Genomic DNA, 18,588 nt, shown 5'->3' on the forward strand with positions numbered 1-18,588 from the left:
AGGTACCAGAGGATCGTGGAACACTCGTGTGTACGGCGTACGGCGTCAGACCCATCTTCGTCGCCCGACCGCGGAGGTGTGCCGCACACGAACCCTTGATCGAGGGACGAAGATGGGTCTGACGCCGTACCTCAGGGAACGAGCGTGAGCGGCACGGCGTTGCTGACGAAGACGAGCGCTCCCAGACCCCCGGGCCCGAAGTCGAAGGTCACGAAGGCGTGATGGAGCGTCAGGCCGACGAGAGAAGGGTCGGTCCCGGGAGGCACACGTACACGGACGGAGTGGGTCCCGGACAAGAAGCCGGACTCGCCGAACGTGGAACCGGGCATCGGAGCGATGCCGCCCGGCTGGTTGGGAAGCTGCCCCAGGAGGTAGCTGAAGTACGCGTCGGCGTTCAGCGGGAGGTTGAGACCGACTTCTGGGATGTCCAAACCGGGCAGAACTCCGGTCGCCGTGCCGCACATCACGTAGAAGTCGCCGATGCCGCCCGAGTCGAGAGTCAGGACCTGCTCGCCTCCGGCTTGGACGCTCACTTGCCGAGGCGTGCCGACGAGTCCACTGCCCGCGCTGGGCTGCGGAACGCCGTCGTTCCAGTGGATGCGCAGCGGAAAGGTCTGAGAGAACGGAACGAACGGGTCCGGGACCTCGGTCGAGACGACGAGGTCCACGTCGCCGTCGGCGTCGAAGTCCCCCACCTCGATCTCCAACGCGTCGCCGCACTCCCCCAGCCATTCGGGTGCAGTGAAGTCGCCCCCACCGTTCGACAGGATGCACCACAGCGCGCCGGCCTTCTCGTACGCGATGTCGGCAAGTCCATTGCCGTCGATGTCGGCGATCACCGTGGGCCCGCGACCGACGACGCCGTCGAGCTGGACCGGCGCGGCGAAACCGCCGCCGGGTAGACCGGCCGCCCAGTCGACCCGCGAACCGATCGACGATCCACCCGAGACGTCCCACACGACGAGGTCCAACGGAGCGACGCCGTCGAGATCGGCGAAGAGGTGTTCGTGGGCGATCGGGACGGGTGAGAGCAGCTCCATCGGACCGAAGCTCCCACCGCCCTGACCCTTCATGGCGAGCACGCCCTCGGTGCCGCCGGCGATCGTGATGTCGAGGTGGCCGTCCCCATCCACGTCGAACAGGCGAAGGTCGCCCTTGCTCGCCCCCAACGTCGTCTCCAACCCTCGTAGATCACTGCCCTGTGCCAGGGTCACGTAGGGCGTGAGTCCGCCTTGCCCGTCGCCCGCCACCATTCCGATCGTCGGCGGTGAAGCCGTCATGCACACGACGTCCTCGACTCCGTCCCCATCGACGTCCGCGACGTCGATCTCGGCCAGGAACGAGGTTGGAGCTGAAACCAGCTGAACGGGTCCGAGCACGTTGTTCGTGCCGCTCGCGGACCAGCCCAGCGGTGCACCGAAGAGGTACCCGATCACCAGATCCCGCCCGGTTCCCGGGCCACCCAGATCCGTGTACTCGAGCTCGCTCATCGCGTTCGTACCACCGATCCCGATCCCGCCCGTCCAACTCTGAGCGACTCCCGGGTTGCGGAGCCGCAGGACGGAGCCGCCTGCGAGAGCGAGCGTCAGGTCCAGGTCACCATCTCCGTTCCAATCGAAAGGAAGGATGTCCAGGACCTGCCCCGTGTCCGCGACGACGAGCGTCGACGTGGCGAAGGTCTGACCGTGGGCGGTGCCGACGACCGAGGTCGCGATGAAGGCGGACCAGGCGAGGACGAGCGAGGGGGCGATCTGCATGGGGGCTCACCGGTCAAGGTGAAGGGAGCGTGACGAGCTTGGCGAGCGAGCGGCTCCCCGCGAACAGGACCGAGGAGCGCGAGGACTCAATGGCTCGCTCGTCGAGCCCGGGTATGACCGGCCGCGAAGATACGCGATGGCGTTCGAGCCCGTCCTCGGTCGGATGGACTGCTCGACCAAGGTTCGTTCACGCCGCGAGGATGGAGCGACGCATCTACCGAGCCACCTCCGTTTCGAGGGACGGAGCTGCTCACCGGCGCGCCTCTCCGTCGGACACACCTGCTCGGCATCGTCTATCGTCCACATCAGCAGCCACCCTGCTCCACCAAGCACCACTACGGCACACTCGACCGAGTATCATTGTGCGCAGATCTCAGCCTATCGCCAGCATGGCAAGATCCGAAAGGCCACACCATCGACTACACCGAATCACTCAATGCTGACAATCAACCCAACCTCACTCGCCGCGCTAGACATCCCGAGCGGGTTTGTAATGACAGGGAGGTTTGCCGCCTTCCTACTGGGATCCGGAGCCGCGTTCTTTGCACTTGGCGCGATCGCCCAAGCGCACGACCCAGGCGCGCCACTGTTGCGTGGCCGACAGATCCACCAACTGGAGTCGAAGTGGAATTTCGTTCCGGCCCCAGGCCTCCTCCAATGGGCGGTGCTGGCCATCCCGGTCTTACTGGTCGGGAACTACGTATCCAATGTGGCTGGAAGGGACGGCGTCGTCAGGTATACCCTTGCCCTCCCCTGGGCGTGGTACATCTGGAGCATAAGGTGGAAGTTTCTTGTCCGCCGAGAGGCGTACCTAGTTGCGGCCGAGTACAAGCCGCAAGCTGACTCGCAGGTGGGTGCGATCGCCTTCCGTTCGTATTGGATCTGCCTCCTCATTACCCCGATAGTGGGAGCATTCTCGATCTAGCTGAGCGCCTGAGAAATCGAAGAGCCTTGCAGTACTGATTCAGACAAACCTTCGTCGCCCGATAGCGAAAGCGGTGCCGCACAAGAATCCTCGCCCAAGAGACGAAGGGGTGCTTGACTCCGTACAAGAGAGCACCGCACGAGGACGCACATGCGACGCCCCTGTCGAGACAGAGGTTGGCCTCGACCTTACGGCTCCTTCCGTCGGTAGATCAACGAACTCGGGTCCGACTCTGCACTCACGGGAGATTGTCGAATTCGCGCAACGAGGCACCTCCCTATTCCGCGCCCCCCTTGACAGGGCCATCATCGTCCTCGTTGTTATCACGCGCCCCGAGTTGAAGAATTGGCTCCCCAGATATCTTGGGATAGCTGGTGCATTGCACTGCGCTTACCCCTCGTCGCACAGACGCTTCGCCATGGTCAGCGGCTTCACCCTCGACCCCACTCTCCTCGGAAGCTCCGATCGCTACCTCTAAGCGAACTCCGCGATCGATCCTATCTGCTATCCGCCTCAGCGCCATGGTCAACTCGTTCCGAAGCTCGTTGGCCCTCGCATCATTACTCCGATCGAAACATGCCGAGTCCTCTTCCATCGCAGCTAGCACTTCAGAAGCGACCTCCTCGACCCCCTGCGAAGCAACTCGATTCGCGTCCTCGCCCAGCGACTCGAGGGTTGAATCTGAAGCACCCTCTAACGCCTTCAACTCAGACCGCACCTTTCTGATATCGAGAACCTTCTTGTAGAGAGCGACAAGCCGTTCAATCGCAACAGCGATGTATGCCCCGACCTCCGGGACCGTTTCAAGAACGACAGTAAAATCACTCGAGGAGACCGACTTGACAGCGAATGGACGCCGCGCACCAGTGACCAGCTCGCTAAACACTCCAAGCCGCTCAACAATCTCCTGCCACTCCTCGAAGAGGCTCTCAGCTGATTTCTCAACTAGTCCTCGCGGCACCTGCAACGCGATCTCGCATTCGCCTTCGCCAACATCAGCTGTAGTAACATTGAACAACTCTAGCGCTGAGCGCATACCTTCAAGCGCACTCGAGATCTTGTCGAACTCGTCAAGAACGACCTGAAGTGCGTCCAGCGCCGAGCTCGGAGTAATCTGATTTCCGTCAAGCGCACGGCCAATTCGCCGCGCCAGTCTACCGCCTGTATGATCCCATACCCCCATCTCCTGCGCGGACTCCACCATGGACTGCGGGAGCTGGTTGCTTGGCAAACCCTTCAGCGATTTCACTAGCGAGTCTCTTGCCTTCGCGAGCGCCTGTTGATGACCCGCGTTCTGAGGCTGGTTGGCTAGCGTCTGAAGGGTCTCACGCAAGCGCTGCGTCTTCTCAGCAATCTCGTGTACATCGATCTCCGTAGAAAACGTCCACACCAAGTCGTACAGCTTCTCGACGTTCATTGCTCGCCAGGGTCATTCCTCAGTTGCGCCGCCCGCCAACGCCCTGAGTATCACCCAAACTGAATCCCCTGCGCCAGCGGCAGCTCGGTACTCCAGTTCACGGTGTTCGTCTGGCGGCGCATGTAGGCCTTCCAGGCATCGGACCCCGACTCGCGCCCGCCACCCGTCTCCTTCTCGCCGCCGAACGCACCACCGATCTCGGCACCGCTCGTGCCAATGTTCACGTTCGCAATCCCGCAGTCGCTGCCGGCCGCACTGAGGAAGGTCTCGGCCTCGCGCACGTTCAAGGTGAAGATCGCACTCGACAGGCCCTGGGGCACCGCGTTGTGCATGGCGATGGCGTCGTCGAGGCTCGAATAGCGCATCAGGTAGACGATCGGGGCGAACGTCTCGTTCTGCACGCACTGCATCTCGTTCTTGGCGCGCACGAGGCAGGGCGTCACGTAGTGGCCGCCGGCCTCGGCTCCGTCGAGCGTGATCGACTCGCCGCCGCACAGGACCTCGGCGCCCTCGGCTTTGGCCTGCTCGAGCGTCTTGTGCATGTTGTCGACGGCGACCTGGTCGATCAGCGGACCGCACAGCGTCTTCGGATCGAGCGGGTTGCCGATCTGGATCTGGCCGTAGGCCTTGATGAGACGGCTCTCGACCTCGTCGGCGACGGACTCGTGCAGAATCAGGCGGCGCGTGCTCGTGCAGCGCTGGCCGGCGGTGCCGACGCTGCCGAACAGGATCGCGGGGATGGCCAGGTCCAGGTCCGCGTTCTCGGTCACGACCATGGCGTTGTTGCCGCCCAGCTCGAGGATCGTGCGACCGAAGCGGCTGGCGACCTTGCCGGCGACCTGACCGCCGACGGCGCTCGAACCGGTGAAGGAGACGAGCGGCAGACGCTTGTCGTTGACGAGGCGCTCCCCCACCTCCTCGTTGGTGCCGATCGCGAGGCCGAGGAGCGCACCGAAGCCGGCCTCCTCGAGCACCGGACGGCAGACGTTCGTCATCGCGATGGCGGTGAGCGGCGTCTTGGGGCTCGGCTTCCAGACGCAGGCGTCGCCGCAGATCAGCGCGATCATCGAGTTCCACGCCCACACGGCGGACGGGAAATTGAACGCGCTGATGATTCCAATCGTGCCGAGCGGGTGCCACTGCTCGCGCATGGCGTGGCCGGGGCGCTCGGAGTGCATCGACAGGCCGTAGAGCATGCGGCTCTGACCGACGGCGAAGTCCGCGATGTCGATCGCCTCCTGCACCTCGCCCAGACCCTCCTGGAGGATCTTGCCCATCTCGAGCGTGACGATCGCGCCCAGCTCGTCCTTCTTCTCGCGCATCGCGTTGCCCATGCGGCGCACGTACTCGCCGCGGATCGGAGCGGGCAGCTGGCGCCAGCGACCGAACGCCTCCTGGGCGGCCTCGACCACGCGGTCGTACTCGGCCGCGGTGGCCTGGCGCACGCGGCCGATGACCTCGCCGGTCCCGGGGCTCGTGACCTCGAGCTCCGCACCCGTGGTGGCGAGCCACTCGCCGGCGTACGCGCCCGAGTGCACCGGCTCGATGCCGAGCTTCGCGAGGAGGGCCGTGGGATCGATCGTCGTGGTCTGGGTCGCGGGAGTCATCGCTGGAGCTGAGCTGGTGGTCGGTCTGGTCGAAGTCGGAGCGCGGCGGGCCGCTGGCAGCCCGGTCGCGACACAGCCCGTGGACTGCATCCGGCCCGGGCACGGGCGCGCCGAAGATCGCCCGCTCGGGGCGACGGCAGTGCTCGATCGGGGGTCCCGAGTGCCTGACCCGGGTCCGTTTCGAGCGGGCCAGTGTAGGGCGGTGGCCAGCCCGTGCACCCGCCGCTACCCTCTTTCGCCGAGTGCTCGATTCTCGCCCCACGGACGAGGCGTCGAGCCCCTTCGAACGGACGCTCCGACCGGGGTCCGCTCACCACCGGCCGGCCCCGCGCGACCTGCGGCCCGGCCCCTCGAACTCGCGGCCCAAGGCGCCGCCCATCGACCTCAGTTCCATGGCCGACCGGATCATCTACCAAGTCCAGGACCTCAAGAAGTACTACGGCCAGCGCGAGGTCCTGCGCGGCATCACGCTGTCCTTCCTGGAAGGCGCCAAGATCGGCGTCATCGGCCCGAACGGCGCCGGCAAGTCCACGCTGCTGCGGATCATGGCGGGCGTCGACAAGGCGTTCGAAGGCGTCGCGAAACCCGCCGCCGGCCTGACCGTCGGCTACCTCGCGCAGGAGCCGCCCCTCAACGAGGACACGGACGTCGCCGGCAACCTCGAGGAAGCCGTCGCGCCGCTGCGCAAGATCGAAGCGCGCTACAACGAAGTCCTCGGTCTGCTCGGCAGCGTCAGCGGCGCCGAGGAGGAGAAGCTCAACAACGAGTACGAACGCCTGAGCGACGAGATGACCACGAAGGGCATCTGGGACCTCGAGAGTCGTCTCGAGCAGGCGGCCACCGCACTGTGCCTGCCGCCGATGGACGCGGACGTGAAGAAGCTGTCCGGCGGTGAGCGGCGCCGCGTGGCCCTGTGCCAGCTCTTGATGTCGCACCCCGACCTCCTGCTGCTCGACGAGCCCACCAACCACCTCGACGCCGAGACGGTCGAGTGGCTCGAGCACCACCTGGCCGAGTACGAGGGCGCGGTGATGCTGATCACGCACGACCGCTACTTCCTCGACAACGTCGCGGGTTGGATGCTGGAGGTCGAGCGCGGCCTCGGCACGCCGTACGAGGGCAACTACTCCGCGTACCTCGAGCAGAAGGAGAAGGCGCTCAACATGAAGCGCCAGTCCGACAGCAAGCTCGCGAAGTTCATCCAGAAGGAGCGCGAGTGGAAGGCGCGCACCCCCGCAGCGCGCACGACGCAGAACAAGGCCCGTCTCGCGCGTCTGAAGACGATGGAGAACGACCGGATCGAGGACCAGACCGAGTCGGTCGACCTGCGCATCCCGCCCGGACCGCGCCTCGGCGACAAGGTCATCGAGACCAAGGAGCTGTGCAAGGGCTTCGGCGACCGAACGCTGATCAAGAACCTGACGTTCAGCCTGCCGGCGGGTGCGATCCTCGGCGTCGTCGGCGCGAACGGCATGGGCAAGTCGACCCTGCTGAAGATGATGCTCGGCAAGGAGGAGCCGGACAGCGGCACGGTCGAGATCGGTTCGACCGTCAAGCTGACCTACCTCGACCAGTCGCGGATCCTGCTCGACGACGACGCGACGGTGTACGAGAACATCACCGAGGGCAACGACCTGATCCCGTTCGGCAACACGACGATCGACGCGCGGGCCTACGTCGCGCGCTTCAACTTCAAGGGCGAGGACCAGCAGAAGAAGCTGGGCGAGTGCTCGGGCGGGATGCGCAACCGCGTGCTGCTCGCGCGCATGCTGAAGACCGGCGCGAACGTCCTGATGCTCGACGAGCCGACGAACGACCTCGACCTCGACACCCTGCGCGTGCTCGAGGACGCGATCGAGAACTTCCCGGGCAGCGCGATCGTCGTCAGCCACGACCGCTACTTCCTGAACCGCATCGTCACGCACATCCTCGCGTTCGAGGGCGAGGGCTACGTGAACTTCCACCACGGCACCTGGGAGGACTACGTGCCGTGGCGCGACGAGTGGCGGGTGCGCGTCGGACTGGGCGCCGAGTCGCGCGCGGGCCGCTATCGCAAGCTGCTGCGTTGAAGGGCGGAGCGCGCACCGAACGACTGGCCGAGCGCGGCGGGCTGCGGCTCGCCGAGGACGCGCCGCCGCTGCTCGGGCCGTCGGGGCTCGAGCACGCGCGCCGCATCGTGCTCGACTACGTGCCGCACGACGCGCGTCAGGCGGCCGAGCGCGAGCGCGTGCTGGCGTTCATCGACGCGCATCCGGACGCGCTGCTGCGTTCGTGCGCGGACGGGCACCTGACGGCGGCCGCGTTCCTGTTCGACGGCGCGCGCGAGCGAGTGCTGCTCACGCACCATCGCAAGCTCGACCGCTGGCTCCAACTGGGCGGCCACGCGGACGGCGACGGGAATCTGGTGCGCGCAGCGCTGCGCGAAGGCGTCGAGGAGTCGGGGATCGAGGGCCTCGTGATCGATCCGCGACCGATCGACGTGGACATCCACACGATCCCCGCGCGCCGCACGAAGGACGGGACGGTCGAGCCCGAGCACCTGCACCTGGACGTGCGCTTCTGCGTCTACGCCCCGATCGGCGCGCGCGAGGTCGTGAGTGGCGAGTCGCACGAGCTGGGTTGGTTCGGGCCGGACGAGCTCGAGGGGCTGGGCCTCGACGACTCGGTGACGCGGCTGTTCCGGCTGGCGTTCGGGTGATCGGTACGGCGTCAGGCACGCAGCTGCCACCTGCCGCCGTCGTCGCTGCGAATCGCCGCGCCGACGGCGGCAGGTGGCAGCTGCGTGCCTGACGCCGTACCGATCACTTGACCGCCCAGGTGCCGTGCGCGCGGGCGACCAGTTCGCCGTCGTCGAGGCGGCGGCACTCGGCCTCGGCGAAGGCCACGCGGCGGCCGCGCTTGGTCACGCGCCCCACCGCCGCGATCGTGCCGCGAGCGGGCGCGAGGAACTGCACGGAGAGCTGCACCGTCGCGCACGACCCACCGGCCTCGAGCGTCCGCCCGATCGCGCGGCCCATGGCGCCGTCGAGCAGGAACGACGTCAGCCCGCCGTGGACGATCCCGACCTCGTTCGTGTGCTCGGGCCCACAGGCGAGCCGCAGCTCGACGGTCCCGTCGTCGTGATCGATCGTGTCGAGGCCGAGGTGCTCGTTGACGGGGCTGCGCATGGGGTCGGGGGTGGATTGTCGGTACGGCGTCAGGCACGCAGGTGCCACCTGCCGCGCCTACGCACTGCAATTCGCCGCGTCGCTGCCGGCAGGTGGCACCTGCGTGCCTGACGCCGTACCGACGATCTTCTCGAACTCGAGGAAGAGGTGCGAGCCCAGGAGCACGTCGCGATTCGTGCCCAGGCGGTGCAGCTCGTCGTACAGGTCGCGTGCCTTCGGGTCATGGGCGTGCCGCGCGAGCGCCTTCCGACACGAACGCCGCGTCGCCCACCAGATCGGCGGATAGAGGAACGGGAACAGCATCAGCGCCGAGGTGCGCCAGCGGGTCGGCAGCACGCGCTTGAGCTCGAACCCGGCCAGCCGCGCCTGCACCCGCAAGCGCATGACGCCGGTCAGGAACACGTGCCCGAAGTAGATCGCGCCGTCGGCCTTCTCGGGGATCCACACGTCGTCGCGCTCGTTCAGCGGCGCGCGGCGTCCCGACAACTCGCTCTCGCACAACAGGTAGCTGACCTTCGCGCGCAGGTTCGAGTAGTTCGGCGTCGTCAGGTAGAGGTGTCCGCCGACCTTGAGCACGCGGTTCAACTCGCGCAGCGCCTTGAACTGGTCGCTGAAGTGCTCGATCCCCTCCTGGCAGAAGGCGTAGTCGTAGGTCCCGGCCTCGACGGGCACGCCCTCCATCACGTCGGCGCGGCGGCACTCGAGGCCCTGCACGCGGAAGGCCTCGGGGAACAGGTCGAACGGATCGACGCGCGCGCCGAGTTCGGTCAAGCGCCCCGACGTCAGTCCCTGGCCCGCGGGCAGGTCGAGCACGCGCGAGCCCTGGAACCGCTGCGGCTCGCGATCGAGGAACGCGCGCACGCTGCGCCGGATCGACCGCCGCTTCGTCTCGAAACGGGCGATGTCCTCGGGGATGACGGGCTTCGCAACGGTGCCGGGGGGCGTCTGTGTGGCCTGCATGGGACCGCAGGGTGGAGCGCGGGGCCCCCGGCGGTCAAGCCGAACCGCTCAACGATCCCGGGAAGGAATGCGGCGGACGAGGGCGTAGACGATGCGCGGCTCGAGGCGTTCGAGCCGCACGTCCAGCTCGCCCGGCGCACCGAGTCCCTCGAGCGCCGCCCGCAGCTCGTCGATCCTCCAGTTGTGCCCGATGTAGTCGGGGCGCTCTTCCGAGGACGCCGTGAGCGCGACGACCTCGGGCGCGTCCTCGCCCGGCTCCTCGGCGTCGGCTCCGACGGAGACGTCGTCCGGCAGACTCTCGAACGCGGGCGGCCCTTGGTCCATGTCGAAGTAGGCGCGCGTCACGGTCGGATCGGTGAGGTCCGCGAAGAACTGCGCGCGCAGCTGACCGTCCGGCGCGAGGACCTTCACGAGCGCCGCGAGGTTCCGCATGGCGATGTCGCGCGACACGTGGATGAAGACGGCCCAGGCGTAGATCAGGTCGTAGCTGCGCTCGTCGAACGGAGGCGGCGGACCGCTGCCGTCCCCCACCAGGATCTCGGCCGTCGGCGCCACCGGAGCCACCGTGCGGACCGCGTCCGCCACCATCGACGGCGCGATGTCGAATCCGTCGTACTTGGCCGCGCGCGCAGCGACGAGACGCGCGAGGCGTCCGACACCACAGCCCATCTCGAGGACGCGCGCCCGTGCGAGACGATCCGCGCCGACCCCGAACATCAACGCGGCCGCGTCGCGCCAGGCGCAGCGCTCCCAGGCGGCCTCGTCGGACCAACCCGGGTGCGAAGCGACGAAGAAGCGCTGCATGGGCGAACGGGCCCGCTCTTCCCAGGCCCGAGCGAGAGCGGCTTCTTCGGAGTCGTCGTCAGCCACCATTTCGTTCGACCTCGACCGGTGTCCACGTGGAGCGCCACGGACGTCGCGGCACCTTCCGCCGAGCTTAGCGGAGCGCGCGCCGACGTCGAGTGCGGACGCCGCGCGAGGTCCCGCCGCTGCGCGCCTCGCGCCGCTCCGCGCGCCCCCGCGAACGGGCGGTCGAGCGGTGTTCTTGTGCGGGCACTGCGCCGGGCGACGTGGTCGCCGGCCTGGAACGTGCTGCGCGGGCATCGGCCATCGACCGGCGCCGGCCTCCGTTCAGCGGCACCAGTCGGCCACGAGCGCGGGCACCACGTCGACCGCGCGACCCGGCAGGAAGCGGTCGCGTGGATCGAGGTTCTCGGGCGCGTCGAGGCTCTGGACCCAGGTGCGCGCACCGAGGTCGCGCGCCGCCGCCAGGAGACCGGCCGCTGGATACACGGCTCCGCTCGTGCCGATCGCGGCGAAGTCGGTGCACTTCACGAGCGCGGACTCGATCTGCGCGAGATGGTGCGGCACCTCCCCGAACCAGACCACGTTCGGGCGCAGCCGCGGGTGACCACAGTTCGCACACGGCACGAAGGCATCGGCATCGAACCGAGCCCGATCGACGACCACGACAGCGCACGCCTCGCACCGCAGCTCGCACAGCTGCCCGTGCATCGCGAGCACTGCGCTGCCAGCGCGCTGGTGCAGATCGTCCACGTTCTGGGAGACGAGCGTGAGCGATCCTCCGGCCGCGAGCAGTTCCCGTTCGCACGAGGCCAGCGCGAGGTGCGCGGCGTTCGGCCGGACGCTCGCGAGCGCCCGCCGCCGCTCCTGGTAGAAGCGCCAGACCGTGCGCGGGTCCTGTGCCCAGGCCTGTGGTGTCGCGACCTCTTCCAGTCGGCGTCCTTCCCACAGTCCTCCGGCACCGCGGTAGGTGCGCACGCCGGAGTCGGCGGAGATCCCGGCGCCGGTCAGGACCACGAGGTGCGGGGCGCCGCGTCGCGCTCGATCGTCGCTGGACATGGTCGCGAGCCTAGTGGTGTGCGTCGCTCCCTCGGTGCACGGATTCCCCCGACGTCGACAGCGTCCCGTCCGGGCGCGCCGCTGCGTCAGGCTGCTCCATGACTCGAGAGCCCCGCCCCCGTCGACGAATGGGCGAGTCGCCCGTGCCACGCATCGCATCCCGTGCGGAACGCCGAGAGGCCTCGACAGGGCGAATCACACCACGAGCAGCGCGTCGTCGAGCCCAGCGCCCGGCCCCACGAACGCTGCGCCGTGACGCTCGACGAGCGCGATCGCTACGCTCTCGTCATGGGCGCGAACGAGTGGGACCTGCCGCGCGACGAAGCGACGGTGCGTCTGGTGGATCGCTACGGCGGACTCCTGCACGCGCTCGCACGGAAGCTGTGTCGCGGACCCGAAGAAGCCGAGGACCTGGTGCAGGAGGTGTTCCTGAACGCCTACCGCGGCTGGGACGGCTTCGAGGGTCGCAGCGATCCGGCCAGCTGGCTGTGGACCATCGCCGCGCGCGCGTGCCAACGCATGCACCGGCCGCGCAGCGGTGAACCGAAGCTCCTCGAGACCCTCGACGAGTCGCTGTTCACCCGGGACGAGCTGGGCGCCCTGCCCGAGTCGGGGCTCGACGCGGCCGAGCGCTCGGAGCTGGTCGAACGCCTGCGCGCGGCCGTCGCGGACCTGCCGCAGGACCACCGCATGGCGCTCGTGCTGCGCGACGTGGTCGGACTGTCCGTGGCCCAGACGGCGACGGCGCTCGGCGTCGCCCAGGGCACCGTGAAGTCGCGCCTCCACCGCGCGCGGATCGCGTTGCGCGCCGAACTCGAGTCCGGATTGCCGCAGGTGGCTCTGGAACCTGCTCGCTACGACCGCGCCGTGTGCATCGATCTGCTCGAGGCCAAGCAGGACGCGCTCGATCGCGGCGTTCCGTTCCCGGTCGGCGACGAGGTGGTCTGCGAACGCTGCCGCGCCGTCTTCGCGACCTTCGACCTGACCTGCGACCTGGTGCGCGACATGGGGCGCGAGGAACTTCCGCGCGAAGTGCGTCAGCGCCTGCTCGAACGGGTGCAGACGGCGGGCTGAGCGCTGCGTACCGAGTCCTCGCCCCCAGGTACCGAGTGCTCGGTAGTGAGTACCGAGTCCCCAGTACGAAGGAACGCGGAGCGCGCGCGCACCGAGCGAAACATCGACCGCGCGGGCGATTTCTTCGGAACCGATCCTTCTAGCGTGTCTCCACCGGTTCGGAGCGGACGTGTGTCCGCCACGACCCAAGGAGAACCACATGCAGTCAGCCTCGCCGCCCGCCGTCCCGATCCTCCAGCGGGCCCGCTGGTCCCCCTACGCCGTCGGCGCGGGGATCGGCGTCCTGTCCTGGGCCACGTTCGCGCTCATGGACAAGGCCCTCGGAACCTCGACGACCTTCGTCCGCGCCGCCGGTTCGGCGATCGGCGCCGTCGCCCCGGACCACGTGCGCGAGAACGCGTACTACGCCAAGTACCTGGTGGGGAAACCCGCCTTCGACTGGCAGTTCGCGCTCGTGATCGGGCTGTTCCTGGGCGCGCTGACAGCGGCCCGGATGGCGCGCCGCAACGACCCGACCTACGTCCCGATCGGCGCGGTCCCGGCGACCTGGAGCGCGCGCTTCGGGCCCTCGCGCACCCGGCGCGCGGTCGGCGCGTTCCTGGGGGGAGCGGTCCTGCTGATCGGAGCTCGCCTGGCCGGCGGCTGCACGTCGGGCCACGGCATCTCGGGTTCGCTGCAACTCGCCGCGAGCTCGCTCACCTTCATCGTCGCCGCCTTCGCCGTCGGCATCCCCTTCGCCCTGTGGTTCTACGCGAGCGACCGCGGCCGCTCCTGACCTCCCGGAGACCACCATGTTCGACACCAACTTCTTCGCCGCCCCGCTCGACCTCGTGCTCGGCGCGCTCACCGGACTCGTGTTCGGCTTCCTCCTGGTCCGCGGCGGCGTCTCGCGCTTCGAGACGATCGTCGGCCAGTTCCGACTGCGCGACTTCACGGTCGTGAAGGTCATGGCCACCGCCGTCGTCGTCGGCGGGCTCGGCGTCTACGGTCTCGAGGCCGCCGGTCTGATCGAGAACCTGCACGTGAAGGCCGCCGCTCTCCCGGCCAACGCGATCGGCGGCGCGATCTTCGGCATCGGCATGGCGGTCCTGGGCTACTGCCCGGGAACCGGCGTGGCCGCGCTCGCCGAGGGCGCCCGTGACGCGCGCTGGGGCATCGTCGGCATGCTCGCGGGCGCCGCGCTGTACGCCGAGATCCAGGCGCCGCTCGGTCGCCTCCTCCGATCGACGTTCGGCGACGCGGGCGAGCTGGGCAAGGCGACCCTCGCCACCCTGACCGGCTGGTCGCCCTTCGCCTTCCTGGTTCCCATGGGGATCCTGGCCGCCGTCGGGTTCGCGTTCCTCGAGCGCAGGGAGCGACTCGGCCGGCGGTAGGACGGGAGCGCGCGCCGTTCGCGGCCGCGGACCGAGGCGGGGAGCAGCTGCGCCGGCAGCGGCTCCCCGCCGGCCCAAAGGCGTCCGCTCCGGGTCCCACATGGGGCACCGCCGAATCGCCGCAGGCGGCTGTGACGGGCCCTGCGACCGATGGTCGTGGGACGGGGCGTGGGAATCGGACAGGCCTCCTGCCGTCCGAGCGACCGCCGCTCTATCCTGTTTCGCCCAAACCGCGCCCCAGCCGCCGCGGCCGGCACCGCGGACCCCCTGGTCCGCGTGCTCCGAGCCGCCTGTGTCCCCATGGATCGAAGCTCCGCGCCCCTGCCCCCGTTCGGCAGCCAAAACCTCGCCTTCGCCGAGGAACTCTACGCGGCCTACCTGGCCGATCCCGACTCCGTCGAGCCCGCCTGGCGCGAGTACTTCGCCGGTCTGCGGGTCGACGATCCCTTCGCGGCGCACCCCCAGCTCGGCCCCAACGGATCGTCCGGCGGACTGTTCACGCGCATGGCCGCGCCCGACACGTCAGGTCACGGAGCGGCCGCGACCAATGGCGATCCGCGCGGCTCGACCGACCTCGGCCCGACCCACCTGGCCAGCGACGTCGCCGTGCTGCAGGACCGCGTCGACCAGATCATCCGCGCCTTCCGCGTGCGCGGGCACCTTCTGGCCGATCTGGATCCGCTCGGCCTGCCGCGCGCGCCCCAGCCGGAGCTCGAGACGAGCTACTACGGCCTGACCGACGCGGACCTCGAGCGCACCTTCTCGTCGGACACGATCCAGGGCACGGGTTCGATGCAGCTGGGCGCGATGCTCGAACGCCTGCGCAACACCTACTGCCGGTCGATCGGCGTGCAATTCATGCACATCGACGACCTGAACGTGAAGAACTGGCTCACGCAGCGGATGGAGACGACGGAGAACCGCATCCAGCTCTCGCGCGACGAGCAGATGCGGATCCTGACCTGTCTCACCGACGCGGTCATCTTCGAGGACTTCCTCCAGAAGAAGTTCCTGGGCGCCAAGCGCTTCAGCCTGGAGGGCGGCGAGAGCCTGATCCCGCTGCTCGACATGGCGATCGAGGAATCGGCGGCACGCGGCGTGCGCGAAGTCGTGCTCGGCATGGCGCACCGCGGACGCATCAACGTGCTCGCCAACGTCATGGGCAAGCCGGCGGCCGACATCTTCGCCGAGTTCGAGGACAAGCACGCCGAGGACATGCGCGGCCGCGGCGACGTGAAGTACCACCTGGGCTTCTCGTCGGACCGCACCACGCGTTCGGGCCACGACGTGCACATGACCCTGTGCTTCAACCCCAGCCACCTGGAGTTCGTGAACCCGGTCGCGCTCGGACGTCAGCGCGCCAAGCAGGACCGCTACGGCGACGGAAGTCGCAAGGGCGGCATGTGCATCCTGATCCACGGCGACGCCGCCTTCGCCGGTCAGGGCGTGATCCAGGAGAGCCTCAACCTGTCGCAGCTGCCCGGCTACACGACCGGTGGCACGATCCACGTCGTCGTCAACAACCAGGTCGGTTTCACGACGTCGCCCGAGGAAGGGCGCTCGTGCACCTACCCGACCGACATCGCGAAGTTCCTGCAGATCCCGATCTTCCACGTCAACGGCGAGGATCCCGAGGCGGTGATGCAGGTGGTGAAGCTCGCGACCGAGTTCCGCGAGACCTGGCAGCGCGACGTCGTCATCGACATGTGGTGCTACCGCCGCTACGGGCACAACGAGGGCGACGAACCGTCCTTCACGCAGCCGCTGATGTACAAGGCCGTTCGCGCGCGCAAGAGCGTGCGCGAGGGCTACCTCGACCGCCTGCTCGGCATGTCCGAGATCACGCGCGAGGAGGCCGACGAGATCGCGGAGCACCGCCGCACCGTCCTCGAGAACCAACTCGCCACGGCGCGCGCCGAGGAACCGACCAACCCGAGCGACGAACTGCGCGGCGTGTGGCAGGGCTACACCGGCGGGTTCGACGTGGACACGGACCGCATCGTCGAAACCGCGACGCACGAAGAACTACGCGAGGTGATCGAGGCGGCCGCGACCCTGCCCGAGGGCTTCGTCCCCCACAAGAAGATCGAACGACTGCTCGAGCAGCGGCGCGAGATGGCGCGCGGCGAAAGGGGTCTCGACTGGGCCACGGCCGAGGTCGCCGCGTTCGGTCGCCTGCTGCGGCGCGGCCACCCCGTGCGTCTCTCGGGCCAGGACTCCGGCCGCGGCACGTTCAGTCAACGGCACGTCCAACTGCACGACCAGGAGTCGGGTGATCGCATCGTTCCGGTCGCGACGCTCGCCCAGGGCAACGGTCGCTTCGACGTCTACAACAGCCCGCTGTCGGAGATCGCCGTCCTGGGCTTCGAGTACGGCTACTCGATGGACACGCCCGACGGTCTGGTCCTGTGGGAGGCCCAGTTCGGCGATTTCGTCAACGTCGCGCAGGTCATCATCGACCAGTTCATCGTCAGCGCGGAGGCCAAGTGGAACCGCCTGTCGGGGCTGGTTCTGCTGCTCCCCCACGGCTTCGAGGGTCAGGGTCCCGAGCACTCCAGCGCGCGTCTCGAGCGCTTCCTGATGCTCGCCGCCGAGGACAACATCCAGGTCTGCAACCCGACGACGCCGGCCCAGTACCACAACCTGCTCATGCGGCAGGTGGTGCGTCCCTGGCGCAAGCCGCTCGTCGTCATGACGCCGAAGAGCCTGCTGCGTCTGCCGGCGGCCACGTCGACGCTCGACGAACTCGGCTCGGGTGTGTTCCAGCGCATCATCCCCGACACCAACGTCTCGGACGAGCCGGACTCGAATCCGAACGCGGTGCGGCGCGTGCTGATGTGCAGCGGAAAGATCTACTACGACCTCGTCGCACGCCGTGAAGAGATGGGCGCGAACGACGTCGCCATCCTGCGCCTCGAGCAGATCTACCCGCTCGACCCCACCGACCTGACCGAGGCACTGGCGCCCTACGCGCCGAACACGCCGGTCTGGTGGGTCCAGGAGGAGCCGGAGAACATGGGCGCTTGGCCCTTCCTCCTGACCCGTCACGAACGCCTGGGCCGCGCGCTCGGGAACCGTCCGATCCATTGCATCGCGCGCAAGCGCGCCGCCGTCCCCGCCACCGGCTCCCACGCCGCCCACGCCCTCGAACAGGCCGAGCTCCTCGAGCGCGCCTTCGCCACATCATGACCACCGAACTCAAAGTCCCCGCCGTTGGGGAGTCCGTCACCGAGGTCCAGATCGGCACCTGGCTCAAGGCCGAGGGCGAGTCCGTCTCCGCGGACGAAGCCGTGGTCGAGATCGAGTCCGACAAGGCCACGGTCGAGATGCCGGCGCCCGCCGCGGGCGTGATCGCGAAGATCCTCAAGAAGGCCGGCGAGATGGCCAACGTCGGCGAAGTCATCGCTCTGCTCGAGGAGGGCGCGGAAGGTTCCGCTCCCGCCGCGAAGAGCGAAGAGGCGAAGCCCGAGCCCGTCGCCGCGGGTGCGTCCAGCTCCACGTCGTCGGCTCCGGCCGCGGGCGGTTCGACCGGTGGACACGTGATGCCCGCCGCAGCGCGCCAAGCCGCGAACGACGGCGTCGACACCGACTCGGTGGCCGGTAGTGGCCCCGGCGGTCGCGTCCTGAAGGAGGACGTCCAGCGTGCCGCGTCGAAGCCCGCCGCGTCGAAGCCCGCCGCCGCACAGCTCGCCGCCGCGAAGAACGGCGCCGCTCCGGCCAGCGGCTCGCGCGAGGAGGAGACGGTCCCGATGACCATGCTGCGCCGCCGCATCGCGCAGAACCTGGTCGAGGCCCAGCAGAACGCCGCGCTGCTCACGACCTTCAACGAGATCGACATGGGCGCGGTCATGGAGCTGCGCAAGGAGCACAAGGAAGCCTTCGAGAAGGCCTACGACGTGCGCCTCGGCTTCATGTCGTTCTTCGTCAAGGCCGCCGTCGACGCGCTGCGCCGCGTGCCGTCCATCAACGCCGAAGTGCGCGGGAACGACATCGTCTACCGCCACTACCACGACATCGGTATCGCCGTCGGCGGTGGGAAGGGCCTCGTGGTCCCCATCATCCGCAACGCCGAGTCCCTGTCGTTCGCCCAGGTCGAGGAGACGATCAACGACTTCGGCCAGCGCGCGCAGAAGAACAAGATCGGCATCGAGGAACTGACCGGCGGCACGTTCACCATCAGCAACGGCGGCATCTACGGTTCGCTGTTGTCGACGCCGATCGTCAACCCGCCCCAGAGCGGCATCCTCGGACTGCACGGCATCCAGGACCGTCCGGTCGCGATCGACGGCCAGGTCGTCATCCGCCCGATGATGTACGTCGCGCTGACCTACGACCACCGCCTGGTCGACGGGCGCGAGGCCGTGACGTTCCTCAAGCGCATCAAGGAGTGCATCGAGAACCCGAGCCGCATGCTGCTCGAGATCTGAGGCGCGAAGGAGCCGCGC

The 18,588-nt window shown here is 68.4% G+C and carries 15 protein-coding genes; 8 read left to right on the forward strand and 7 right to left on the reverse strand.

Annotated features, from left to right (window positions below; translation table 11 throughout):
* Positions 1-131: 131 nt before the first annotated feature.
* Positions 132-1,757, reverse strand: a complete 1,626-nt coding sequence (locus Pla163_RS11750; protein WP_145188345.1) for an FG-GAP repeat domain-containing protein — start codon at positions 1,755-1,757, stop codon at positions 132-134.
* Positions 1,758-2,193: 436 nt separating this feature from the next.
* Here Pla163_RS11750 and Pla163_RS11755 point away from each other — a divergent pair, with 436 nt between their 5' ends.
* The gene (locus Pla163_RS11755; protein ID WP_145188348.1) at positions 2,194-2,682 is read left to right on the forward strand and encodes a hypothetical protein; all 489 of its coding nucleotides are present in this window, start codon (positions 2,194-2,196) and stop codon (positions 2,680-2,682) included.
* A gap of 277 nt (positions 2,683-2,959) precedes the next feature.
* Here the strand turns inward: Pla163_RS11755 and Pla163_RS11760 are convergent, their stop codons facing one another.
* Positions 2,960-4,099: a hypothetical protein gene (locus tag Pla163_RS11760; RefSeq protein WP_145188351.1), complete on the reverse strand. Its 1,140-nt coding sequence runs from the start codon at positions 4,097-4,099 to the stop codon at positions 2,960-2,962.
* A gap of 50 nt (positions 4,100-4,149) precedes the next feature.
* On the reverse strand, positions 4,150-5,706 hold the full coding sequence (gene amaB, locus Pla163_RS11765; RefSeq protein WP_145188354.1) for an L-piperidine-6-carboxylate dehydrogenase: 1,557 nt from the start codon (positions 5,704-5,706) through the stop codon (positions 4,150-4,152).
* Positions 5,707-6,098: 392 nt separating this feature from the next.
* Between amaB and ettA the strand changes: the two genes are divergently transcribed.
* Both ettA and Pla163_RS11775 read left to right on the forward strand, forming a co-directional pair.
* The gene (gene ettA, locus Pla163_RS11770) at positions 6,099-7,775 is read left to right on the forward strand and encodes an energy-dependent translational throttle protein EttA (protein WP_145188357.1); all 1,677 of its coding nucleotides are present in this window, start codon (positions 6,099-6,101) and stop codon (positions 7,773-7,775) included.
* Positions 7,772-8,404, forward strand: coding sequence for an NUDIX hydrolase (locus Pla163_RS11775; protein WP_419185854.1), 633 nt, complete (start codon positions 7,772-7,774; stop codon positions 8,402-8,404). The genes ettA and Pla163_RS11775 overlap by 4 nt, the downstream gene beginning before the upstream one ends.
* A gap of 103 nt (positions 8,405-8,507) precedes the next feature.
* Here Pla163_RS11775 and Pla163_RS11780 read toward each other — a convergent pair whose 3' ends face one another.
* The 4 genes from Pla163_RS11780 to Pla163_RS11795 all read right to left on the reverse strand — a co-directional run bounded on the left by Pla163_RS11780 (position 8,508) and on the right by Pla163_RS11795 (position 11,696).
* Positions 8,508-8,873, reverse strand: coding sequence for a PaaI family thioesterase (locus Pla163_RS11780; RefSeq protein ID WP_145188360.1), 366 nt, complete (start codon positions 8,871-8,873; stop codon positions 8,508-8,510).
* 57 nt (positions 8,874-8,930) lie between these two features.
* Positions 8,931-9,833, reverse strand: a complete 903-nt coding sequence (locus Pla163_RS11785; RefSeq protein ID WP_145188363.1) for a class I SAM-dependent methyltransferase — start codon at positions 9,831-9,833, stop codon at positions 8,931-8,933.
* Positions 9,834-9,881: 48 nt separating this feature from the next.
* Positions 9,882-10,703 carry a class I SAM-dependent methyltransferase gene (locus Pla163_RS11790; RefSeq protein WP_419185855.1) on the reverse strand — a complete coding sequence of 274 codons (822 nt, stop codon included), beginning with the start codon at positions 10,701-10,703 and terminating at the stop codon, positions 9,882-9,884.
* 261 nt (positions 10,704-10,964) lie between these two features.
* On the reverse strand, positions 10,965-11,696 hold the full coding sequence (locus Pla163_RS11795) for a Sir2 family NAD-dependent protein deacetylase (RefSeq protein WP_145188369.1): 732 nt from the start codon (positions 11,694-11,696) through the stop codon (positions 10,965-10,967).
* A gap of 252 nt (positions 11,697-11,948) precedes the next feature.
* On the opposite strand from Pla163_RS11795, the gene Pla163_RS11800 reads away from it, so the two are divergent.
* The 5 genes from Pla163_RS11800 (at position 11,949) to odhB (ending at position 18,570) form a co-directional block, all read left to right on the forward strand.
* Positions 11,949-12,770, forward strand: a complete 822-nt coding sequence (locus Pla163_RS11800; protein WP_145188372.1) for an RNA polymerase sigma factor — start codon at positions 11,949-11,951, stop codon at positions 12,768-12,770.
* Positions 12,771-12,969: 199 nt separating this feature from the next.
* Positions 12,970-13,545 (forward strand): YeeE/YedE thiosulfate transporter family protein, encoded by a 576-nt coding sequence (locus Pla163_RS11805; protein WP_145188375.1) that lies wholly within the window; start codon positions 12,970-12,972, stop codon positions 13,543-13,545.
* Positions 13,546-13,561: 16 nt separating this feature from the next.
* Positions 13,562-14,143 (forward strand): YeeE/YedE thiosulfate transporter family protein, encoded by a 582-nt coding sequence (locus tag Pla163_RS11810; protein ID WP_145188379.1) that lies wholly within the window; start codon positions 13,562-13,564, stop codon positions 14,141-14,143.
* A 300-nt stretch (positions 14,144-14,443) separates the two neighbouring features.
* A complete protein-coding gene (locus Pla163_RS11815; protein ID WP_145188382.1) occupies positions 14,444-17,332 on the forward strand; it encodes a 2-oxoglutarate dehydrogenase E1 component in 2,889 nt (962 codons plus the stop codon).
* Entirely contained in the window at positions 17,329-18,570 is a 1,242-nt protein-coding gene (gene odhB, locus Pla163_RS11820; RefSeq protein ID WP_145188385.1) for a 2-oxoglutarate dehydrogenase complex dihydrolipoyllysine-residue succinyltransferase, read from the forward strand. Before Pla163_RS11815 ends, odhB begins: the two co-directional genes overlap by 4 nt.
* The last annotated feature ends 18 nt before the right edge of the window (positions 18,571-18,588 follow it).

It is taken from the genome of Rohdeia mirabilis (assembly GCA_007750655.1).
Taxonomy (GTDB): Bacteria; Planctomycetota; UBA1135; order UBA1135.